The 20,532-nt window shown below is 71.3% G+C and carries 20 protein-coding genes and 1 pseudogene; 5 read left to right on the top strand and 16 right to left on the bottom strand.

Annotated elements, in window-relative coordinates:
- Positions 1–59 precede the first annotated feature (59 nt).
- Positions 60–632 (top strand): DUF1697 domain-containing protein, encoded by a 573-nt coding sequence (locus G412_RS0127450; protein ID WP_028814874.1) that lies wholly within the window; start codon positions 60–62, stop codon positions 630–632.
- An 18-nt stretch (positions 633–650) separates the two neighbouring features.
- Here the strand turns inward: G412_RS0127450 and G412_RS0127445 are convergent, their stop codons facing one another.
- On the bottom strand, positions 651–1,442 hold the full coding sequence (locus tag G412_RS0127445; RefSeq protein ID WP_028814873.1) for an aldo/keto reductase: 792 nt from the start codon (positions 1,440–1,442) through the stop codon (positions 651–653).
- A gap of 60 nt (positions 1,443–1,502) precedes the next feature.
- On the opposite strand from G412_RS0127445, the gene G412_RS0127440 reads away from it, so the two are divergent.
- Positions 1,503–2,507, top strand: a complete 1,005-nt coding sequence (locus G412_RS0127440) for a ketopantoate reductase family protein (RefSeq protein ID WP_028814872.1) — start codon at positions 1,503–1,505, stop codon at positions 2,505–2,507.
- 65 nt (positions 2,508–2,572) lie between these two features.
- Here G412_RS0127440 and G412_RS0127435 read toward each other — a convergent pair whose 3' ends face one another.
- The 14 genes from G412_RS0127435 to G412_RS0127370 all read right to left on the bottom strand — a co-directional run bounded on the left by G412_RS0127435 (position 2,573) and on the right by G412_RS0127370 (position 16,736).
- A complete protein-coding gene (locus tag G412_RS0127435; RefSeq protein WP_037650033.1) occupies positions 2,573–3,334 on the bottom strand; it encodes a sirohydrochlorin chelatase in 762 nt (253 codons plus the stop codon).
- 5 nt (positions 3,335–3,339) lie between these two features.
- Positions 3,340–4,245 (bottom strand): ABC transporter permease, encoded by a 906-nt coding sequence (locus tag G412_RS0127430; protein WP_028814870.1) that lies wholly within the window; start codon positions 4,243–4,245, stop codon positions 3,340–3,342.
- The gene (locus tag G412_RS0127425; protein ID WP_425274517.1) at positions 4,232–5,035 is read right to left on the bottom strand and encodes an ABC transporter ATP-binding protein; all 804 of its coding nucleotides are present in this window, start codon (positions 5,033–5,035) and stop codon (positions 4,232–4,234) included. The genes G412_RS0127430 and G412_RS0127425 overlap by 14 nt, the downstream gene beginning before the upstream one ends.
- 34 nt (positions 5,036–5,069) lie before the next feature.
- A complete protein-coding gene (locus G412_RS0127420) occupies positions 5,070–6,182 on the bottom strand; it encodes an aliphatic sulfonate ABC transporter substrate-binding protein (RefSeq protein WP_028814868.1) in 1,113 nt (370 codons plus the stop codon).
- Between the two features lie 221 nt (positions 6,183–6,403).
- The gene (locus tag G412_RS0127410; protein WP_028814866.1) at positions 6,404–7,732 is read right to left on the bottom strand and encodes a sulfate adenylyltransferase subunit 1; all 1,329 of its coding nucleotides are present in this window, start codon (positions 7,730–7,732) and stop codon (positions 6,404–6,406) included.
- An 11-nt stretch (positions 7,733–7,743) separates the two neighbouring features.
- A complete protein-coding gene (gene cysD, locus G412_RS0127405; RefSeq protein WP_028814865.1) occupies positions 7,744–8,679 on the bottom strand; it encodes a sulfate adenylyltransferase subunit CysD in 936 nt (311 codons plus the stop codon).
- Positions 8,676–9,254, bottom strand: a complete 579-nt coding sequence (gene cysC, locus G412_RS0127400; RefSeq protein WP_208857940.1) for an adenylyl-sulfate kinase — start codon at positions 9,252–9,254, stop codon at positions 8,676–8,678. Before cysC ends, cysD begins: the two co-directional genes overlap by 4 nt.
- Positions 9,236–9,931 (bottom strand): phosphoadenylyl-sulfate reductase, encoded by a 696-nt coding sequence (locus tag G412_RS0127395; protein ID WP_028814863.1) that lies wholly within the window; start codon positions 9,929–9,931, stop codon positions 9,236–9,238. Before G412_RS0127395 ends, cysC begins: the two co-directional genes overlap by 19 nt.
- On the bottom strand, positions 9,928–10,107 hold the full coding sequence (locus G412_RS0127390) for a hypothetical protein (RefSeq protein ID WP_028814862.1): 180 nt from the start codon (positions 10,105–10,107) through the stop codon (positions 9,928–9,930). Before G412_RS0127390 ends, G412_RS0127395 begins: the two co-directional genes overlap by 4 nt.
- Positions 10,104–11,801 carry a nitrite/sulfite reductase gene (locus G412_RS0127385; RefSeq protein WP_028814861.1) on the bottom strand — a complete coding sequence of 566 codons (1,698 nt, stop codon included), beginning with the start codon at positions 11,799–11,801 and terminating at the stop codon, positions 10,104–10,106. The genes G412_RS0127390 and G412_RS0127385 overlap by 4 nt, the downstream gene beginning before the upstream one ends.
- A gap of 191 nt (positions 11,802–11,992) precedes the next feature.
- A complete protein-coding gene (locus tag G412_RS41820) occupies positions 11,993–12,076 on the bottom strand; it encodes a putative leader peptide (RefSeq protein ID WP_355714235.1) in 84 nt (27 codons plus the stop codon).
- A gap of 144 nt (positions 12,077–12,220) precedes the next feature.
- Entirely contained in the window at positions 12,221–12,790 is a 570-nt protein-coding gene (locus G412_RS0127380; protein WP_028814860.1) for a GNAT family N-acetyltransferase, read from the bottom strand.
- A gap of 623 nt (positions 12,791–13,413) precedes the next feature.
- Complete coding sequence (locus G412_RS0127375) at positions 13,414–14,730, bottom strand: GAF domain-containing protein (protein WP_425274516.1); 1,317 nt, start codon at positions 14,728–14,730, stop codon at positions 13,414–13,416.
- Positions 14,731–15,101: 371 nt separating this feature from the next.
- A complete protein-coding gene (locus tag G412_RS0127370) occupies positions 15,102–16,736 on the bottom strand; it encodes an acyl-CoA dehydrogenase family protein (protein ID WP_028814858.1) in 1,635 nt (544 codons plus the stop codon).
- A 17-nt stretch (positions 16,737–16,753) separates the two neighbouring features.
- Between G412_RS0127370 and G412_RS0127365 the strand changes: the two genes are divergently transcribed.
- On the top strand, positions 16,754–17,929 hold the full coding sequence (locus tag G412_RS0127365; RefSeq protein WP_078607430.1) for a YihY/virulence factor BrkB family protein: 1,176 nt from the start codon (positions 16,754–16,756) through the stop codon (positions 17,927–17,929).
- A gap of 413 nt (positions 17,930–18,342) precedes the next feature.
- On the top strand, positions 18,343–19,095 hold the full coding sequence (locus G412_RS0127360; protein WP_208857939.1) for a helix-turn-helix domain-containing protein: 753 nt from the start codon (positions 18,343–18,345) through the stop codon (positions 19,093–19,095).
- Here G412_RS0127360 and G412_RS0127355 read toward each other — a convergent pair.
- A complete protein-coding gene (locus G412_RS0127355; RefSeq protein ID WP_028814855.1) occupies positions 19,035–19,430 on the bottom strand; it encodes a VOC family protein in 396 nt (131 codons plus the stop codon). The two genes, G412_RS0127360 and G412_RS0127355, sit on opposite strands and share 61 nt — an antisense overlap.
- Before the next feature lie 140 nt (positions 19,431–19,570).
- Here G412_RS0127355 and G412_RS36225 point away from each other — a divergent pair.
- Positions 19,571–20,299: pseudogene (locus G412_RS36225) on the top strand (response regulator transcription factor); the annotation flags it as partial.
- Positions 20,300–20,532: the final 233 nt, after the last annotated feature.

The following is a 20,532-nucleotide window of genomic DNA, read 5'->3' as shown; positions in this document are numbered from 1 at the left end:
GAACGGGCGGTCGCCGTGCCCTCCCCCACGGGGTGCGGCGGCCGCCTATCGTGTGGCGCATGACGACGACGTACGCCGCCCTGCTGCGCGGAATCAATGTGGGCGGGCACAGACGAGCGCCCATGTCGGAACTCAGGGCGCTGCTGGCCGGACTCGGCCACCGGGATGTCCGTACGTACCTCCAGAGCGGCAACGCCGTCTTCACCACCGACGCCGCCGGCCCCGGCGCCTCCGACGAGGACGCGCTCGCCGCGGCCCTTGAGCAGGCCATCGAAACCCGCTTCGGTTTCACCGTCGACTGCCTGGTCCGCAGCGGCGCCTACCTGAAAGCCGTCGCGGACGCCTGCCCCTTCCCCGCTGCCGAGTTGGCGGGCAAGCAGCTCCACGTCACCTACTTCTCGCGGCCGCTCACCCCCGACCGGTTCGCTTCCGTCGACCCGGCGGCGTACCTCCCCGAGGAGTTCCGCCTCGGTGACCGCGCCCTCTACCTCTACACGCCGGACGGCCTCGGCCGCTCCAAGCTCGCCGAGGTGCTGGCGAGACCGGCCCTCCTCAAGGGGATCACCGGCACCAGCCGCAACTGGAACACGGTCGTCAAGCTCGTGGAGATGACCCACCAGGGCGCCCCGTGAGCCGCTCCGCGATGCTGCTCACAGCTCGGCCATCTCCTCCGCGCTCAGCCGCAGCGCCGCCGCGTCCATGTTCTCCTCCAGGTGTACGAGCGACCCCGTGCCCGGCGTCGGGCACAGCACCGGCGAGCGGTGCAGCAGCCAGGCCAGCGCGAGCTGCCCACGCCCCCCCAACTCACCGTTGGCCAGCGGGAACCAGGGCAGGAAGGCGATCCCACGCGCCTCGCACAGCTCCAGCACGTCCTCGGACGACCGGTCCACCAGGTTGAACCGGTTCTGTACGGACGCGATCTCCGTCAGCGCGAGCGCCTCCTCCAACTGCCCGACGGTGACACAGTCCAGGCCGATGTGCCGGATCTTGCCCGCCGCGCGCAACTCGTCGAGGGCGCCGAGCTGTTCGGCCATGGGGACGTCCGGATCGAACCGGTGCAGCTGATACAGATCAATGGTCTCGGCCCGCAACCGCCGCAGGCTCGCGTCGCACATCGCCCGCAGATCCTCGGGCCGCCCCGCGATGTGCCAGGCGTCGGCGCTCGTACGGACCACCCCACCCTTCGTCGCGACGACGAGCCCCTCCGGGTAGGGATGAAGCGCCTCGGCGACCAGCTCCTCCGCGAGGCCCGGCCCGTAGTTGTCCGCCGTGTCGATGAGCGTCACGCCGCGCTCGACCGCACGCCGCAGCACCGCGACGGCGTCCGCCCGCTCGCCGCGCGGGCCCCAGTAACCGGGCCCGGTCAGCTGGGCCGTACCGAACCCCAGGCGGCGTACGGGAAGGTCCCCGCCGATGGTGAAGGTGTCCGAGATCGAGATCATGTACGGACGCTACTCGGTGCCCACTGCACACCACACGCGGGGTGTGGCAGGCTCACGCCCATGCGCTACATCATCATCGGAGCAGGGGCGGTCGGCGGCACCATCGGCGGACGCCTGGCCGAGGGCGGCCACGACGTCGTCCTCGTCGCACGCGGAGCGCACTACGAGGCTCTGCACGCCCGCGGCCTGCGCCTGACGACGCCGGAGGGCACACGGACGCACCGACTTCCGGTCGTGCGGCGCCCGGAGGACCTCGGTCCGTGCCTGCGCCCCGACGACGTACTGATCCTCTCCGTCAAGACGCAGGACAGCACGGCCGCGCTCGACGCGTGGAGCGCACGCCCTGTGTCCACGGGCGGTACGGCGGGCGAGGTCCTGCCTCTCGTGTGCGCGCAGAACGGCGTCGAGAGCGAACGCCTCGCGCTGCGCCGTTTCCGCCACGTCTACGCCATGTGCGTGTGGCTGCCGGCCACCCACACCGAGCCGGGCAGCGTCCGTGCCGCCGGCGCTCCCGTGTCCGGCATGCTGCACCTCGGCCGCTACCCGGCAGGGGCCGACGACACGGCGCGGGCAATCGCCGCCGACCTGGAGAAGTCGCGGTTCCTGGCACCGGTCGTGCCGGACGTGATGCGGTGGAAGTACGCCAAGCTGCTGAGCAATCTGGCCAATTCGATCGAGGCCGTCTCGGGGGTCGTCGTGAGCGAGGAGGCGAAGGCGCTCGTCCAGCGGGCCCTCGCGGAGGGGCAAGCGGTGCTGGCCGCGGCCGGCATCGAGGCCACGCCCCCGGCGGAACAGGCCGAAGCCCGCGACGGCCGGATCACTTTCGAACCGCTCGACGACTCCGAGCGGGGTGGCGGGTCGTCCTGGCAGAGCCTCAGCCGGGGCACGGGCACGATCGAGGCGGACTACCTCAACGGCGAGATCACCCTGCTGGGCAGGCTGCACGGCGTCCCGACCCCGGTGAACGACGCGCTGCGGCGCATAGCGAACGAGTTCGCGCGGGAACGGCGGGCGGCGGGGTCGCTGGGAGTGGCGGAACTGACGGCGCTCGTGGACGCGAGCTAGACCACTCTCCCAGGCCCGGCAAAGCCCCGCAGGGTCCGAACGCACACACCCGCTACGCGCCGGCCCTACGCGCTGACCGCCGCCAGCCGCACCGGCACCCGTGCCTCGTCGTAGCGCGTCAGCAGCAGCCGGGCCACCTCCGGGGACGCGCCCAGGACATCACCCAGTACGTCCGCGCCGGATTCACGCGCGCCGCGCGCGATCCGGTCCGGCAGGAAGCCGGGGGCTATGACGTACGGGGCGACGGCCACACGCCGTACCTCCGGCACGGTCCGCAGCAGCCGGACCGCGTCCTGCGTACGAGGAAGAGATGCGGAGGCGAACGCAGGCCGCACGGCGCACCAACCGGTGTACCGCAGCTCCCGCGCGATTTCAGCGATCACTGCGATCGCCTCCGGGTCTGTGGAGCCCGCCGAGGCCAGGACGACCCCGGTCGAGCTTTTGTCGCCGGGGGTGAGCCCGGCTTCGTACAGCCGCCGCTCCAGCGCGGTGAGCAGCAGCGGCGACGGGCCGAGCACCTCCGCCTGGTGGATCCGCAACCGCGGCAGCCGCGCCGACGCCTCGTGGAGTACGGCGGGGATGTCGGCCTTCGCGTGAAAGGCGCGGGTCAGGAGCAGGGGCAGGGCCACCACGTCCCGCACGCCCTCGGCCGCGAGGCCTTCCAGCACCTGCGGAACAGCCGGGGCGTTGAAGTCCAGGAACCCGGTCTCCACGCGCAGCCCCGGCCGCAGCGACCGCACCCGCGCCACGAGGGCGTGCACGGTCGCGGCGTGCCGCGGATCGCGGCTGCCGTGGGCTATGACGAGAAGGACGGGACGGACGAACATGGTGATCAGCCCTTGGTCAGGAGGCCACGGCTGCGCAGCACGCGGCGCTCCAGCGGGGAGAAGAACAGCAGGTCGATACCGATGCCGACGATCAGGATCAGGATGATGGTGGCCAGCACACCCGACATGTCGCTGTAGGTGCGGAAGTTCTCCATGAGCTGCCCCAGACCCGTGCCGAGGTCCGGCGAGTTGGCGATCAGCTCGGCCGCCATCAGCGAGCGCCACGAGAAGGCCCACCCCTGCTTCAGCCCCGCCAGGTAGCCGGGCAGCGCGGCGGGCAGCAGCACGTGCCGGATGCCGTTGACGCCGGTGGCCCCGATGGTGCGGCCCGCTCGCAGATACAGCGGCGGGATCTGGTCGACACCGGCGACGAGGCCGTTGGCGATCGACGGTACGGCGCCCAGCAGCACCACCGCGTAGATCGTCGCGTCGGTCAGCCCGAACCAGATGATCGCGGCGGGCACCCAGGCCACCGAAGGCAGCGACTGGAGCCCGGACAGGATCGGCCCGATCGCCGCCCGCACCACCTTCACCCGGGCCACGAGCAGACCGAGCGGCGTACCGATGGCGACCGAGACGGCGAAGCCGAGGGCGCCGCGCGAGATGCTGGTCCAGATGTAGCCGAGCAGGGTCCCTTCGAGCCACATCTGCTCGATGGAGTGCCATACGTCGACCGGGCCGGGCAGGACGTAGTCCGGCTTGAGGTCCGAGGCCGCGGCGAGGTGCCACAGGGTGATGACCAGGGTGATGGCCACCAGCGGCGGCACCACCTTGGACAGCAGGATCCGGCCGAGGCCGACCCGCTCGGTGGAGTGGGTGGTCTCCAGTGCGTCCAGGCCGGCCTCAAGACCGGCGAGGTCGTTCCTGGGACGCGTGTCCCTCGTATCAGTGCCTGTATCAGTGCTGGCCATGTCGGCGGATCTCCCCCCGCAGCTGTTCAGTGATCTCTACGGACAGGTCGGCGACCGCGGAATCCTCGATCCGGCGCGGCTGCGGGATGCCGACCTTCCATTCGCGCGCGATGCGTCCGGGACGGGACGACAGCAGCACCACGCGCTCGGCGAGGCGGACGGCCTCGCGGACGTTGTGGGTGACGAAGAGGACCGACACGCTGGTCTCGGACCAGATCCGCGTCAGTTCCTCGTGCAGTACGTCGCGGGTGATGGCGTCCAGCGCCGCGAACGGCTCGTCCATCAGCAGGAGCCTGCTGTCCTGGGCCAGGGCACGCGCCAGCGCGACGCGCTGACGCATACCGCCCGACAGCTCGTGCACCCGCTTCCCGAACGCCCCGCCGAGCCGCACGAGTTGAAGCAGCCGCTCCGCCTCGCCGCGACGCTCCGACTTGGCCATGCCCCGCATCTTCAGGGCGAGTTCGATGTTCTTGCCCGCGGTCAGCCACGGGAAGAGCGCGTGCTCCTGGAACATCAGGGCGGGCCGCCCGCCGGGCACGTCGATCGTGCCCGCCGACGGCCGGTCGAGGCCCGCGACCAGGTTGAGCAGCGTCGACTTGCCGCAGCCGGAAGCCCCCAGCAGGGTAACGAACTCACCCGGCGCGACATCGATGCTGATGTCGTCCAGTACGAGCTGCTGCGCGCCGGGCCGGCCGAACGACTTCGACACGTGGTCGATCCGTGCGGCGTACTGCGCCGTGTCTACGGGCGCGGCGGCCTGCTTGACGAGTGTGGTGGCCATGAGCCTCACCTCCTGAGGGCGTTCCGGTTGCGGGAAGGGACGGTTACTTGGCGCCGAGTCCGGCGTCCTCGACGGCGGGCCGCTTCTCGTCCTTCAGCACCTTGTTGAGGAGCGTCAGGTCGTAGATGCCGTCGAGCAGCGGGTCTTTGAGGAGACCGGCCCCGACCGCGTGAGCGGCCTCGTCCCGCAGCGTCGAAGCGAGCGGGTCGTCGGTCGTCTCGACGTTCTTGAAGGCCGGGTCGAGCACCTCGGCGGGCAGTGCCTTGCCGGAGTCCGCCTTCAGCTTCGCGTTGACGGCGGCCTTCGCCTCGTCGGGGTTGGCCTTGATCCAGGCGTTGCTCTTCACGGAGCCGCGCAGCACCGCCTCGACGACCTCCGGGTGCTCCTTGAGGAACTTCTGGGAGACGATCACGTTCGTGAGGACGAACCTGCCGTCCTTCCACAGCTTCTTCTCGTCGAGCAGCACCTTGCCGCCGCCGGCGACCAGCTTGGACGCGGTCGGCTCCGGCACCCAGGCACCGTCCAGCGCGCCCGACTCGAAGGACGCCGGGATCTCCTTGTTGTCCTGGCGGACGACGCTGACTTCGCCCTTGCCGGTGTTCGCGTCGACCTTCAGGCCCTTGCCCGACAGATAGTTCAGCAGCGCCACGTCCTGGGTGTTGCCGAGCTGCGGGGTCGCGATGCGCTTGCCCTTCAGGTCGTCCAGGGACTTGATCTTCTTCGGGTCGACGACGAGCGAGACGCCGCCGGAGGCCGAGCCGGAGATGATCCTGAGGTTCTGGCCCCCGGACTTGGTGAAGCCGTTGATGGCGGGGGAGGGGCCGATCCAGCCGATGTCGATGGCACCGGCGTTCAGGGCCTCGATCTCCGAGGGGCCGGCGTTGAAGGGCTGTGCCTTGACCAAGGTGCCGCCCAGTTCCTTCTGGAACAAACCCTTCTGGAGGCCGACCAGTGCGGTGGCGTGCGTGACGTTCGCGAAGTACCCGATCCGCACCTCGTCGACGCCGCCGGTCTTCTTGCCCTTGGCGACGTAAACGGTCTGGTCGCCCTTCTCGGCCTGCGAGCCGTAACCGCAGGCGCCGAGCACGCCGGTCAGCAGCGGCAGCGCGGCGGCAGCGGCGAGGCTGCGGCGAAGGGTGGCACGGGGGGCATGCACGGGAGGTGTTCCTCTCGGTGGCCCGGCGTCACACCCTTCGCGTGGAGCGGGGTGTGTCCGGGAAATCGGCAGGTCTTCGTCGGTACGGCGGCAGGGCGCGCAAGCGGTGCGCGTACGTCAGCGGGCACATCGCGCCACCCCGCCCGTGCCCGCGCCGACGGTGCCGCTGCCGATGCGGCCGCCTTCCTTCGCGAACAGCCCGTACATGTCGACGGTCATGGTCAGAAGTCCCAGCCCTCGTCGTCCGCCACGGCCTTCACGGCCTCGGCGGCGAACGAGTCGCCCGCCATGCCCGCCGCCAGCGTCGTACCGTCCGCCGGGTCGATCAGCAGGAACGATCCGGTACGGCGGGAGTCGCGGTACGCGTCGAGCGCGAGCGGCTCGGCGGTACGGACCTTCACCCGGCCGATGTCATTGGCGACGAGCTGACCCGGGTCCGGATGTTGAGACAGGTCGTCCAGCGTCAGCCGCGACGGGATCTCCTTGACGATCGCCTTGACCGTACGGGTGGTGTGCTTGAGCAGCACCCGCTGACCCACGGTGAGCGGCTGGTCCGCCACGTGGCAGACGGTCGCCTCGACGTCCTGGGTGGTGCGCGGCGCGGAACCGCTCGGCGCGATCAGGTCACCGCGCGAGATGTCCAGGTCGTCGGCGAGCGTGACCGTCACCGACTGCGGCGCCCACGCGATGTCGACCGCCTCGCCCAGCGCGTCGATGCCGGTGATCGTCGACGTACGGCCGGACGGAAGGACCGTCACGGCCTCGCCCACGCGCAGCGCGCCGGACGCGATCTGGCCGGCGTAACCCCGGTAGTCGGGGTGCTCGGCGGTCTGCGGGCGGATGACGTACTGGACCGGGAAGCGGGCCTTGCAGCTCGCCAGGTCGTGGCTGACCGGGACGGTCTCCAGGTGCTCAAGCACCGTCGGGCCGCCGTACCAGTCCATGTTGGCGGAGGGCTCCACCACGTTGTCGCCGGCCAGCGCGGAGATCGGGATCGCGGTGATCTCCGGGACACCGAGCGAGGCGGCGTACGCCGTGAACTCCTCGGCGATGGCGGCGAAGACGGGCTCCGCGTACGCGACGAGGTCCATCTTGTTGACGGCGAGCACCACGTGCGGGACGCGCAGCAGCGCGGCGACGGCCGCGTGGCGGCGGGTCTGCTCGACGACACCGTTGCGGGCGTCGACCAGGACGACGGCCAGCTCGGCGGTGGACGCGCCCGTGACCATGTTCCGGGTGTACTGCACGTGGCCGGGGGTGTCGGCGAGGATGAACCGGCGGCGCGTGGTGGCGAAGTACCGGTACGCGACATCGATCGTGATGCCCTGCTCGCGCTCGGCGCGCAGACCGTCGGTCAGCAGCGCCAGGTCCGGCGCCTCCTGACCGCGCTTGAGGGACGCCGCCTCGACGGCCTCCAACTGGTCGGTGAGGATCGACTTGGAGTCGTGCAGCAGCCGCCCCACGAGGGTCGACTTGCCGTCGTCGACGGAACCGGCCGTCGCGAAACGCAGCAGGGTGGTGGCCGACAACTGCTCGGTCAGCCCAGTAATGGCAGTCATGTTTAGAAGTACCCCTCGCGCTTGCGGTCTTCCATCGCGGCCTCGGACATTTTGTCGTCGGCGCGGGTCGCGCCCCGCTCGGTGAGCCGGGAGGCGGCGATCTCGGCGATCACGGCGTCGAGCGTCGTGGCGTCGGAGTCGACGGCGCCGGTGCAGGACATGTCGCCGACCGTGCGGTAGCGGATCAGCCGCGTCTCGACCTTCTCCGACTCCTTCGGGCCGCCCCACTCGCCTGCCGTCAGCCACATGCCGTTACGGGCGAAGACTTCGCGCTCGTGGGCGAAGTAGATGCCCGGAAGCTCGATCTTCTCGCGGGCGATGTACTGCCACACGTCCAGCTCGGTCCAGTTGGACAGCGGGAACACGCGCACGTGCTCGCCCGGAGCGTGGCGGCCGTTGTAGAGCTGCCACAGCTCGGGGCGCTGGCGGCGCGGGTCCCACGCGGAGAACTCGTCACGCAGCGAGAACACCCGCTCCTTGGCGCGCGCCTTCTCCTCGTCGCGCCGCCCGCCGCCGAACACCGCGTCGAACCGGTGCTGCTGGATGGCCTCGGTCAGCGGCACGGTCTGGAGCGGGTTGCGGGTGCCGTCGGGCCGCTCGCGCAGCTTCCCGGCGTCGATGTACTCCTGTACGGACGCGACGTGCAGCCGCAGCCCGTGCTCGGCGACCGTGCGGTCGCGGTACTCCAGCACCTCCGGGAAGTTGTGCCCGGTGTCGACGTGCAGCAGCGTGAAGGGGACCGGCGCCGGCGCGAACGCCTTCAGCGCCAGGTGCAGCATGACGATCGAGTCCTTGCCGCCGGAGAAGAGGATCACCGGCCGCTCGAACTCGCCCGCCACCTCGCGGAAGATGTGGACGGCCTCGGACTCCAGGGCGTCCAGGTGGCTGAGCGCGTACGGGCTGTCGGTGCCGTTGACGGTTGCGGCGGTCGTCGTCATGCCAGACCCCTTTCGGTGAGCAGCGCGTGCAACGCGGCTGCGGACTCCTGCACGGTCTGCTGGTGCGACTCGATCCGCAGGTCGGGCGACTGGGGTGCCTCGTAGGGGTCGTCGACCCCGGTGAGTCCGGAAATCTCGCCGGCCGCCTGCTTGGCGTACAGACCCTTCACATCGCGTACGGAGCACACGTCCACCGGCGTGGCGACGTGCACCTCCAGGTACGCGGTCCCCTCGTTCTGGTGGCGCTTGCGGACGGCCTCGCGGCTGTCGGCGTACGGCGCGATGACGGGTGCCAGGGCCAGCACGCCGTTACGGGCGAGCAGCTCGGCGACGTAACCGATCCGCTGGACGTTGGTGTGCCGGTCCTCGCGGCTGAAGCCGAGGCCCGCCGAGAGGAACTCGCGGATCTCGTCGCCGTCCAGCACCTGGACACGGCGGCCTTCGGCCTTCAGCCGTCCCGCCAGCTCGTAGGCGATGGTGGTCTTGCCGGCGCTCGGCAGACCCGTGAGCCAGATGGTGGCCCCAGTCACGTCTTTCTCCTGATCGTTTCTCGTCATCAGCCGTGCAGCCCGCATTCCGTCTTGTTGCGCCCCGCCCAGCGGCCGGCGCGGGCGTCCTCGCCCTCCTCGACCCTGCGGGTGCAGGGGGCGCAGCCCACGGACGCGTAACCGTCCATCAGCAGCGGGTTGGTGAGGACGCCGTGCTCGGCGACGTACGCCTCCACGTCCTCCTGCGTCCAGCGGGCGATCGGCGAGATCTTGACCTTCTGGCGCTTCTCGTCCCAGCCGACGACGGGGGTGTTCGCCCGGGTCGGGGACTCGTCGCGGCGCAGGCCGGTCGCCCAGGCGCTGTAACCCTTCAGGCCGTCTTCCAGCGGCTTGGCCTTGCGCAGGGCGCAGCACAGGTCGGGGTCGCGGTCGTGCAGCTTCGGACCGTACTCGGCGTCCTGTTCCTCGACGGACTGCCAGGGCAGGAGAGTGATGACGTTGACGTCCATGACGGCCTCGACAGCGTCCCGCGTCCCGATGGTCTCCGGGAAGTGGTAGCCGGTGTCGAGGAAGACGACGTCCACGCCGGGCTTGGCGCGGGAGGCGAGGTGGGCGACGACGGCGTCCTCCATGGAGGAGGTCACGCAGAAGCGGTCACCGAAGGTGTCGGCGGCCCACTTGAGGATGTCGAGGGCGGAGGCCTCTTCGAGGTCCCGCCCGGCTTGTTCCGCCAGTGACTTGAGATCTTCCTGAACCGTGGTCATATCTCGTCCCCTCCACCGTCGTTGCGCTGAATCCCACGGGCGAGCAGCCCGAGGAACTTCAACTGGAAGGCGCGGTTGCATGCCGCGCATTCCCACGCGCCGTGACCGGTCTCGTTGGGCCGCAGGTCCTCGTCGCCGCAGTACGGGCAGTGGAACGGCGCCGCACGCTCGCTCATACCAGGTCTCCGTCGCTCGCCCGCGCCACCCAGGTCGCGAAGCGCTCGCCGGCTTCCCGCTGCTCCTGGAAGCGGAGCAGGACGCGCTCGACGTAGTCGGGCAGCTCGGCCGAGGTGACCTTCAGGCCACGCACCTTGCGGCCGAAACCGGCCTCAAGGCCGAGCGCGCCGCCCAGGTGCACCTGGAAGCCCTCGACCTGGTTGCCGTTGTCGTCCAGGACCAGCTGGCCCTTGAGACCGATGTCCGCCACCTGGATACGGGCGCAGGCGTTCGGGCAGCCGTTGATGTTGATGGTGATGGGCTCGTCGAACTCCGGGATGCGCCGCTCCAGCTCGTCGATGAGCGAGGCGCCGCGCGCCTTCGTCTCGACGATCGCCAGCTTGCAGAACTCGATGCCGGTGCAGGCCATCGTGCCGCGCCGGAAGGGCGACGGCGTGACCCGCAGGTCCAGCGCCTCAAGCCCGGCGACGAGAGACTCGACCTGAGCCTCCTCCACGTCGAGCACGATCATCTTCTGCTCGGCGGTGGTGCGCAGCCGGCCCGAGCCGTGCGCTCCGGCCATGTCGGCGATCTTCGTCAGCGTGGCGCCGTCCACGCGGCCGACGCGCGGGGCGAAGCCGACGTAGAAACGGCCGTCCTTCTGCTTGTGCACGCCGAGGTGGTCGCGCCAGGTGCCGGTGGGCTGAGCAGGCGCGGGGCCGTCGACGAGCTTGTACTTGAGATATTCGTCTTCCAGGATCTGGCGGAACTTCTCCGGGCCCCAGTCGGCGACGAGGAACTTCAGGCGGGCGCGGGTGCGCAGGCGGCGGTAGCCGTAGTCGCGGAAGATGCCGATGACGCCGCCGTAGACGTCCGGCACTTCGTCGAGCGGCACCCAGGCGCCGAGCCGGACACCGAGCTTGGGGTTGGTGGAGAGCCCGCCGCCGACCCAGAGGTCGAAACCGGGCCCGTGCTCGGGGTGGTTGACGCCGACAAAAGCGATGTCGTTGATCTCGTGCGCGACATCGAGCTGGGGCGAGCCGGAAACGGCGGACTTGAACTTGCGGGGCAGGTTGGAGAAGTCCGGGTTGCCGATGAAGCGGCGCTGGATCTCGTCGATGGCGGGGGAGCCGTCGATGATCTCGTTCTCGGCGATGCCCGCGACGGGGGAGCCGAGGATGACGCGGGGCGTGTCGCCGCACGCCTCGGTCGTGGACAGCCCGACCTCTTCGAGCCGCCGCCAGATCTCCGGTACGTCCTCGATCCGGATCCAGTGGTACTGGACGTTCTGCCGGTCGGTGAGGTCGGCCGTCCCGCGCGCGAACTCCTGCGAGATCTCACCGATGACGCGCAACTGCTCGGTGGTCAGCCGCCCGCCGTCGATACGCACGCGCAGCATGAAGTACTCGTCGTCCAGCTCCTCCGGCTCCAGGATCGCGGTCTTGCCGCCGTCGATGCCGGGCTTGCGCTGGGTGTAGAGGCCCCACCAGCGCATGCGTCCGCGCAGGTCGTTGGGGTCGATGGAGTCGAACCCGCGCTTGGAGTAGATCGTCTCAATGCGTGTCCGCACATTGAGACCGTCGTCGTCCTTCTTGAACTGCTCATTGCCATTGAGGGGGGTGAAGTGACCTACGGCCCACTGACCCTCGCCACGGTGGCGTCCGGCCTTGCGGCGGGGCGTGACGGCAGCGGGCTTGTCCGGCGTGGCGGCCATGGTTGTTCGTCCTTCTCTGGCGGCTCAAGGGGTGGCGGATCGCGCCAGCCGCCCCCTGTGACCTGCGAAAAGTCGGTCGGACACGCCAGACCGGAGTGCTCCGCCCGGTGGGCGGAGATCACGTGCGTATCGGGGTGGCCGGCTCGTCCGCGACGGCGGGGACGGCTAGTAAATGCGGCGGTGCTGTGCTGTCAGCCCACCAAACAGATGGCGCTGGACATGCGGCCGAGGTCGACGTGCCGCCGACTCACCAAGGCAACTCCAGCTGAAGACATGACGGAAGCGTGTCACGCGGATCTCCGGCCAGTCCACCACCGCCCACAATGTGGACAACTCTGTCCCGAATCGCGAGACGGTGTGTCACCGGTCACTCTTCGGCCACTCCCCGGCCGCCCTCCGGGCGGGTGCCGTGCCGTCGCTCAGACGTGCGCTCCGGGCCACGGGCCGGGGCTCGCCACGTCCTCCTCCTCGGCCGTCTTCGTCTCGAAGAGCCGGAACCCGCGGCGCAGGTAGTTGTCCATGGCGTGCGGCCCGTCCTTGCTGCACGTGTGCAGCCACACCCGCTTCGTGCCGGGGCGCTCCGGCCACCGCTCGGCGAGATCCCAGGCGCGCGCGACTCCGCAGGAGAGCAGATGCCCGCCGATCCGACGCCCCCGGAAGGCCGGGATCAGACCGAAGTACATGATCTCGACGACGCCCTCGTCCTGCGGGTCCAGCTCCACGTACCCGGCCGGAGTGCCGTTCTCGTACGCGACCCAGGTCTCGACACCGGGCCGGTCCAGGGCCGCCTGCCACTGCTCGTACGTGAGCCCGAGCCGGTCGGTCCACCCGATGTCACCGCCCACCGCCGTATAGAGGAAGCGGCTGAACTCCGGGGAGGGGATCTGCGCCCGCACGATCCGGATGTCCCCCGCCGGCTCGGCGGCCGGCCGCAGGTCGTCGGGGGAGGTCTGTTCCAGGGACCAGGTGGTCACAGTGACGGTGCTCATGCGGCAAGCGAACCACGGGCCCGTGCCCTGGCCAAAGCCAGGCTCGATAAAGGGCCGGACGGGCTGGATGGTGCCGCGTACGGAACCTCTCAGCGCCTCCGGCGCTTGAGGAGCGAGGCGTGGGGCAGCGCCGAGGGCGGGGCGGATCGCGGAGGCGGGTCGGGGCACAGCCCCCGCATGACACGGAGCCGGTGACGTCGGTCGACTTCAGCCGGTCCGGGCGACTGGCCCCGGCTGCACGCCGCCGGCCTGCTCGGCGGCGGGCTCGGCGGCCTGACCTGGCGGCAGGCGGAGGACGCGGCGCGGTTCGGGGCGGAGGTCGCGGCGGCGACGTGTGCGGTGCGGGGCGCGAATCCGCCGTGGCGTGCCGGTGCCGGCTCGGAGGCCGGCCCCGGCTCGGTACCGGCGTACGGCTAGGGCGAGCCGCTGCGCGGGCTATTTCTCCACCCCGCCGGTCCGCGCTACGACACTTTGCCGCTCCGGCGCGTGTGGGGCTCCGCCCCAGACCCGCTTCTCAACCGCCGCAGCACATTCAGCCCGTCCGGGGTCTGGGGCTCGCCCCCCGCGCGGCGGAGCGGGAAGGGGAGAAGGAAGGGGTCCCACGCAGCGGCTCGCGTCGCCGCCTAACCCTGCGCCGGCAGCCGTCGCGCCGCCGTGATCGCCGGGGCCGTGGAGTGGGGGAGCAGGTCCGCCGGGTGGGGCGGGGGGACCACCTCCACCTCCACCTCGTCCACGAAGCGGTACGGACGGTGGGCCAGGACCTGGGCGAAGTGGCGCCGAAGCCGGGATATTTCGGCCCGTACCGTCACCGTCCGCGTCCGGTCGCCGAACAGATCCGCCGCCAGCTCGGCCGCGCTGCGCCCCTCCCGGTGCACACACAGTACGTACAGCAGCTCCGCGTGCCGTGGACTGAGCTCGTGCGTCCAGCGCCCGGCCGGTCCCGAAACGGTCACCGACGAACGCCGCCGACTGCTCAGGTCCAGTACGACCCGGCTCACCGCGCTCTCGGCCACGTCCGGCCCAGCCGCCGCCGCCTCCTCCACCCGCACCAGCCACCCGCCCGGCAGCGGCTCCACCGCGCACATGCCCAGCGAAGGCAGCCATCTTCGGCCCGCCCGGAACGACTTCGGCAGCGGCAGCCGGTCGACCGGCGGCATCCCTGTCACCGCCGCGAGCCAGCCGTGCGAGTCGACCGCGAGCGCCCGGCCGCCCACCCGGCACAGGATGGGCGACGCCACCGACCGCAGCCGCTCGACGGACATGAGGTGCCGGTCGCGCAGTTCGGCCTCGGCGAGCCGGGCCACGGATTCCACGAGGGCGAGCGTGGCCGGGTGGAACGTGGAGTCGGCCCCGCTCACATCTATGACGCCGAGGAGCCGCCCGTCCCGCGGATCGTGCACGGGCGCGGCCGCGCACGTCCAGTCGTGGAGCGTACGGACGAAGTGCTCGGCGGAGTGCACCTGGACGGGTCTGCGCAGTTCCAACGCGGTGCCGATGCCGTTCGTGCCCGTCGTGTCCTCGCTCCAGGCCGCGCCCGCCTCCAGGCAGATGCCGTCGGCCTTGCGCATCACCCCACGGTCGCCGTCGCGCCACAGCACGCGGCCCTCCTCGTCGGTCACCACCATGATCTGCTGCGACGCCTGCACGACCGAGATCAGCCCCTGGCTGAGCGAGGGAAGCAGCTCACCGAGCGCGGTGGACCGGCGCCGGTGCTCCAGTTCACCGGCCGGCAGGAGGTCGCTGGCGGTGCTCCGGTCCGGGTCGATCCCGATACGCATCACGCGTTGCCAGGACGCGTCGATGACGGGACGCGGCGCGACGTGCGGCGTCTCGCCGGCGAGGGCGGCTGCCCGTACCCGGGCCAGCAGCCGGGTCCCATCGGCGCTGGGCCCGGTGCCCGGAGGTGACAGGCGGAGGGGGTCGAGAGGCTGGATGTTCACTGGGCGTACCCCGTAACTCACGTGAGGGTCACTGGCTGTGAGGTGGTCACTCCTCATCGTGCACCGTCGTGGGCGCGCGCGCCTGTAGTCCGGACAACTTTGCAACGGTCTGCAACTCTCGTGCGCCGGGTCGCGTTTGTACGAAGGTGGAGACGTTCAGCCGGGGTGATGCCGTGTCGGCGCAGCATCACCCCGGCGGCTCCCATCTCCCGGCGGGTCGTTCCCCCGGCGGCCCGCCGGGTCGGGCAGCGGAACGGGCCCGGCGGCCGGGCGGTGTTCCGCCTCCCGGCCTGACCGGCCGGACCTGATCAGCCCCGATCGACCCCCGATCAGCCCCGGTCAGTCCCTGTGGGTCCCGCCCTCGCCGCTCCTCACACCTCCACCCGCGCCCTCTCCACCACCGCCGCCAGGTCGAGGCTGTGCGGCAGCGTGCCGAACGCCGCGCCCCAGTCCCCACCGAGCCGCGACGCGCAGAACGCGTCCGCGACCTCCGGCGGCGCCCACCGCACCAGCAGCGAACCCTGCAGCACGAGCGCCATCCGCTCGACGACGCGGCGCGCCCGCCCCTCCATGCCGCCCAGGTCGGCCAGTTCGGTCAGCAGATCCTTGATCGCCCCGTCGAGGCGGTGGTCGGCGCCGCGCGCCTGACCGATCTCGGTGAGGAAGGCGTTCAGCGCCTGCGGTTCGCGCTGGAGCGCCCGCAGCACATCCAGCGCCTGTACGTTCCCCGAGCCCTCCCAGATCGAGTTGAGCGGCGATTCGCGCAGCAGCCGCGGCATGCCCGACTCCTCGACGTACCCATTGCCGCCCAGGCACTCCAGCGCCTCCGCCGCGACCGGCGTACACCGCTTCGTCACCCAGTACTTGGCGGCGGGCACCGCCAGCCGCAGGAAGGCACGGTCCTGCTCGGTGTCGCTGTCGTACGCCGCCGCCAGCCGCATCGCGAGCGTCGTCGCCGCCTCGGACTCCAGCGCCAGGTCGGCCAGCACGTTGCGCATCAGCGGCTTGTTGATCAGCTTGGAGCCGAAGGCGCTGCGGTACGCCGCGTGATGCGTGGCCTGGGCCACGGACTGGCGCATCAGCGCCGCCGAGCCGAGCACACAGTCGAGCCGGGTCGCCGCCACCATCTCGATGATGGTGCGCACCCCGCGCCCCTCCTCACCGACGAGCCGCGCCCACGTCCCGTCGAACTCGACCTCGCTCGACGCGTTGGACCGGTTGCCCAGCTTGTCCTTGAGGCGCTGGATCCGGAACACATTGCGCGTCCCGTCGGCCAGCACCCTCGGCACCAGGAAGCAGCTCAGCCCGCCCGGCGCCTGCGCCAGCACCAGGAAGCCGTCGGACATCGGCGCCGAGCAGAACCACTTGTGCCCGGTCAGCAGGTACTCGCCCGCCCCGGCTACCGGCTCCGCCCGCGTCGTGTTGGCGCGTACGTCGCTGCCGCCCTGCTTCTCCGTCATGCCCATCCCGAAGAGCGCCCCGGCCTTGAGCGACGGCGTCGTCAGCCCCTCCTCGTACACATGAGAGGTGAGCCGCGGCTCCCACTCGGCGGCCAGAGCCGGGTCGGTGCGCAGCGCCGGCACCGCCGCGTGTGTCATGGACACCGGGCAGCCGTGCCCCGCCTCGGCCTGCGTCCACACCAGGAAGCCCGCTGCTCGCCGCACATGCCCGCCGGGCCGTCCCCAGGCGTCCGTGAGCCCCGCCGCGACGGCCCTGTCGAGCAGCCGGTGCCAGGCCGGATGGAACTCCACCTCGTCGATCCGATGGCCGTAGCGGTCGTGGGTCCGCAGTTTTGGTGGGTTCTCGTTGGCCTGCACCCCCCATTCCTGAGCCTGGAAGGACCCGGCGGTGCGGCCGAGGCCCGCCAGTTCTTCCCGTACTTCCTCGGCGAGTTCGGGCGCGACGTGCCGTTCCACACCCTCCGACAGGGCCCGGTCGGACGTGAAGACGTCGTACTCCACCAGGGGCGGAGCCTGATTGGTCACTGTGTGAGTGGTGGCTGCCATGCCGCTACGGTAAGGAGGTGCAGGCAGCAAAAGAAACACCCGAACGGCCCGAGGGCCGGCTTCACCGGGCAAGAGTCCTCTACCGCAACGTCTCGAAGCGCAAGTTGGTCTGGTTGCTGCTGAAGGACACCGTCAACTCGTGCATCGAGTACCGCATCCTCGGTCTCGCCGCCGAGGCGGCGTTCTTCACCCTGCTGTCCCTGCCGCCCCTCCTGCTCGGCATGATCGGCCTGCTCGGTTACGTCGACGCCTGGACCGACACCGACACGGTCGCGTCCATCGAGCGCAACATCCTGACCGCCGCCGAAACGGTCCTGTCCGACCGCGGCGTCAACGACTTCGCCAAACCGCTCATCGCCGACGTCACCCAGGGCGCCCGCCCCGACATCATCTCCATCGGCTTCGCCATCGCCCTCTGGTCGGGCTCCCGTGCGGTCAACGTCTTCATCGACACGATCACCGTCATGTACGGGCTCGACGGCCACCGCGGCATCGTGAAGACCCGGCTGCTCGCCTTCCTGCTGTACGTCATCGCACTGATCATCGGCGCGGTCGTTCTTCCGCTGATGGTGGTCGGTCCCGACCGGGTGGTGGACCTGGTGCCGTTCGGGACGGAGGTCGTCAGCATCCTGTACTGGCCCGTCGTCATCGTGCTGTCGATCGTCTTCCTCACGACGCTGTACCACGTGTCCGTGCCCGTGCGTTCGCCGTGGGTGGAGGACGTGCCGGGGGCGCTTATGGCGCTCGCGATGTGTGTGCTCGGGAGCTTCCTGCTCCGGATCTACCTCACCAGCACGGTCGAGGGCCCGACGATCTACGGCTCCCTGGCCGCCCCCATCGCGGTCCTGCTGTGGATCTGCATCTGCGCTTTCGCGGTCCTGGTCGGTGCGGCGGTCAACGCCGCGATCGACCGGGTCTGGCCCTCGGTCGCCACGGCCGCGGCCCGTGAGGCCAACGACCGGGTACGGACGGCCCAGGCGGCGGCTGTCATCGCGCGGGCGGAAGCGGCGCGTGCGGCGGCGGGGGACGGGGACGCGGACGAGTCCGACCCGGACATGCCGTCGGAGTTCCCGGAGCGGTGGTCGCGCTTCCTGCCGCCGGACGATGTGAAGTCCCGCCTGCACACCAGCCGGGAGAAGGAACCGAAGGACACGTCACGGCCGGCACGCGAGCCACGGGACTCACGCCAGTAGGCGCGGCGGGAGGAGGGTGCGGCCGGGGCTGCGGCCGGGGGTGCGGCCGGGGGTGCCCTGCGGGGCGACTTCCCCACCCCGCCCCTTCCCGACCCGGGGGCCAGCCCCGGACCCCGACGCCCTACGGGCCTGTCCTCAAACGCCGGACGGGCTGGGAGATGGTTGCCGCGAGGCGGACCAAGTCGCGCGGCCTGGTCGCAGCGGCCGGGCCGCTGGTGCGGCCCAGATCGGCACAGCTCGCCCCTGCCCGCACATCCAGCCGTCCGGCGTTCGAGGAGCGGGGACCGGGGCGGCGCCCCAGGCATCCCCGGTCAGCTCCAGCCCGTCCGGCGTTTGAGGACCGGGGGCTGGGGCGGGCCCCAGTTCGGGAAGGGGCGGGGTGGGGAAAGAGCACCCTCCCTACCCTGGGGACCATGTACGCCGAACGCGCGTCCCGGCTCGACGGCGCCGTCGTCTGGACCCGCACCGTGCCGCCCCCGGCCTCCGGCCCCGCCGCCCACCCCGTCCTCCCGGACGGCTGCATGGACCTGCTGTGGACCAACGGCAAGCTGTACGTCGCAGGACCCGACACCCACGCCCACCCGCCCGGCGAAACCCCCGCAGGCGCGAACGCCCGCTACGACGGAGTGCGCTTCGCCCCCGGCGCGGCCCCCGCGTTCCTCGGCGTACCCGCGCACGAGCTGCGCGACCAGCGCGTGGACCTGGCCGAGTTGTGGCCCGCAGCCAGGGTGCGCGCCCTGACCGGTCTGGTCAGCGGCGCGGCGGACCCGGCGGCCGCCCTGGAGAAGGCCGCCCTGCGGCACGCGGCCGACGCGCCACCGCCCGACCCGGCGCTGCGCGCCATCGCCCGCCAACTGGCCGCCGGCCGCACCGTCGCGGCGACCGCCGACGCCGTCGGCCTCGGCGCCCGGCAGTTGCACCGCCGTTCACTCGCCGCCTTCGGGTACGGCCCCAAGACGCTGGCCAGGATCCTGCGGCTCCAGCGCGCGCTCGCGCTCGTACGGGGCGGAATGCCGTATGCCGAGGCCGCCCTCGCCGCCGGTTGCGCCGACCAGGCGCACCTCTCGCGCGAGATGCGCGACCTGGCCGGCACGACGCTGGGTGCCTACGTGGCGTCGGCGAACAGGGAGATCCCGCAGCCGTCGGGGTCCAGCACCACGGCGTAACGCTGTCCCCAGAAGGCGTCCCAGGGCTTGAGGTGCCCACGGTGCCCGGCGGCGGTCAGCGCGTCGTACACCGCGTCGACCTCGGCGGGACTGTCGCAGCGGAAGGCGAGGCCGACCCGGTCGCCGCCGACCTCGGGCCTGCTCCACTGCGGGTCGAACGAGCGGATGGTCTCCTCCGTGTCCCACAGGACGCGCAGGCCACTGGGCAGCGTCGCCTCGGCGTGCGGGGCGGTGTCGGCGTCGGCGGGGATGTCCAGGCCGAGGAGCCGGTAGAAGGCGAGCGAGGCGGCCATGTCGGCGGCCACAATTCCGATGGCGTCAAGTCGTGGAGTCATGCGTTCAACGTAGGCGGGGCGCCGGGTCCCGCTCTTGAAGGAATCGGACAACCGGCGAGCACCGGCGGACCGTCCGGTCGTCACCGCTTCGTAAGGGCCCGAACGGCCGTCGCCGCCCGTACGTCGGCGAGACTTTGTCCATGCAGAACATCCTGGTCGTCGACGACGATCCGACCGTCGCCGAGGTCGTCACCGGCTACCTGGAACGTGCGGGTTTCATCGTGACGCAAGCCGCCGACGGCCCCACCGCGCTGCGGCAGGCGCGGGACCACCGGCCCGATCTCGTGGTCCTGGACCTCATGCTGCCCGGCATGGACGGCCTTGAGGTGTGCCGCGAACTGCGCGCGCACGGTCCCGTCCCGGTCATCATGCTGACGGCGCGCGGTGACGAGGACGACCGGATCCTGGGCCTGGAGGTCGGGGCCGACGACTACGTGACCAAGCCGTTCAGTCCGCGCGAGCTGGTGCTGCGCGTCGAATCCGTACTCCGCAGGGCCACCGCCCAGCACCGGCACCGGGGCCCGCAGGTGCGGGCCGCCGGGATCGTCCTCGACCCCACGGGCCGCCGTGCCACCAAGGGTGGCCACGAACTCGCCCTCACCCTGCGGGAGTTCGACCTCCTCGCGCACCTCATGAGCCACCGGGGTGAGGCCATCGGCCGTGAGCAGCTGATGCACGACGTCTGGGGCTGGGAGTTCGGGGACCTGTCCACCGTCACGGTCCATGTGCGGCGGCTGCGCGGCAAGATCGAGGACGACCCGGCCCGGCCCCGCCTCATCCAGACGGTCTGGGGCGTCGGCTACCGCTTCGACGACCACCCCGCCCCCGATGACCCCGGCGCGGAGGGTCACTACGGCGCCGATAACCCTGGCGCGGAGGGTCACCACGGCGCCGAAGCCCCCGGCGCGGGTGGTCGCCTCGGCGCCGATGACCCCGGTGCGGTGAGTCGCCCTGGCGTGGTTGGTCGTCCTGCCGCCGCCGATCGCCCCGGCTTTGAGGGCTGTCCCGCTGCGGCCGACGGTCCCGGCGCCGACGACTCCGCCGCTGAGGGTCGTCCTGGCGCCGATGACCCCGGTGCGGTGAGTCGACCTGGCGTGGTTGG

Origin of the sequence: Streptomyces flavidovirens DSM 40150 (assembly GCF_000429085.1) — a bacterium.
Taxonomy (GTDB): Bacteria; Actinomycetota; Actinomycetes; order Streptomycetales; family Streptomycetaceae; genus Streptomyces; species Streptomyces flavidovirens.
The sequence above is the reverse complement of the archived record's forward strand: the minus strand, read 5'-3'. Positions and strand labels throughout refer to the sequence as shown.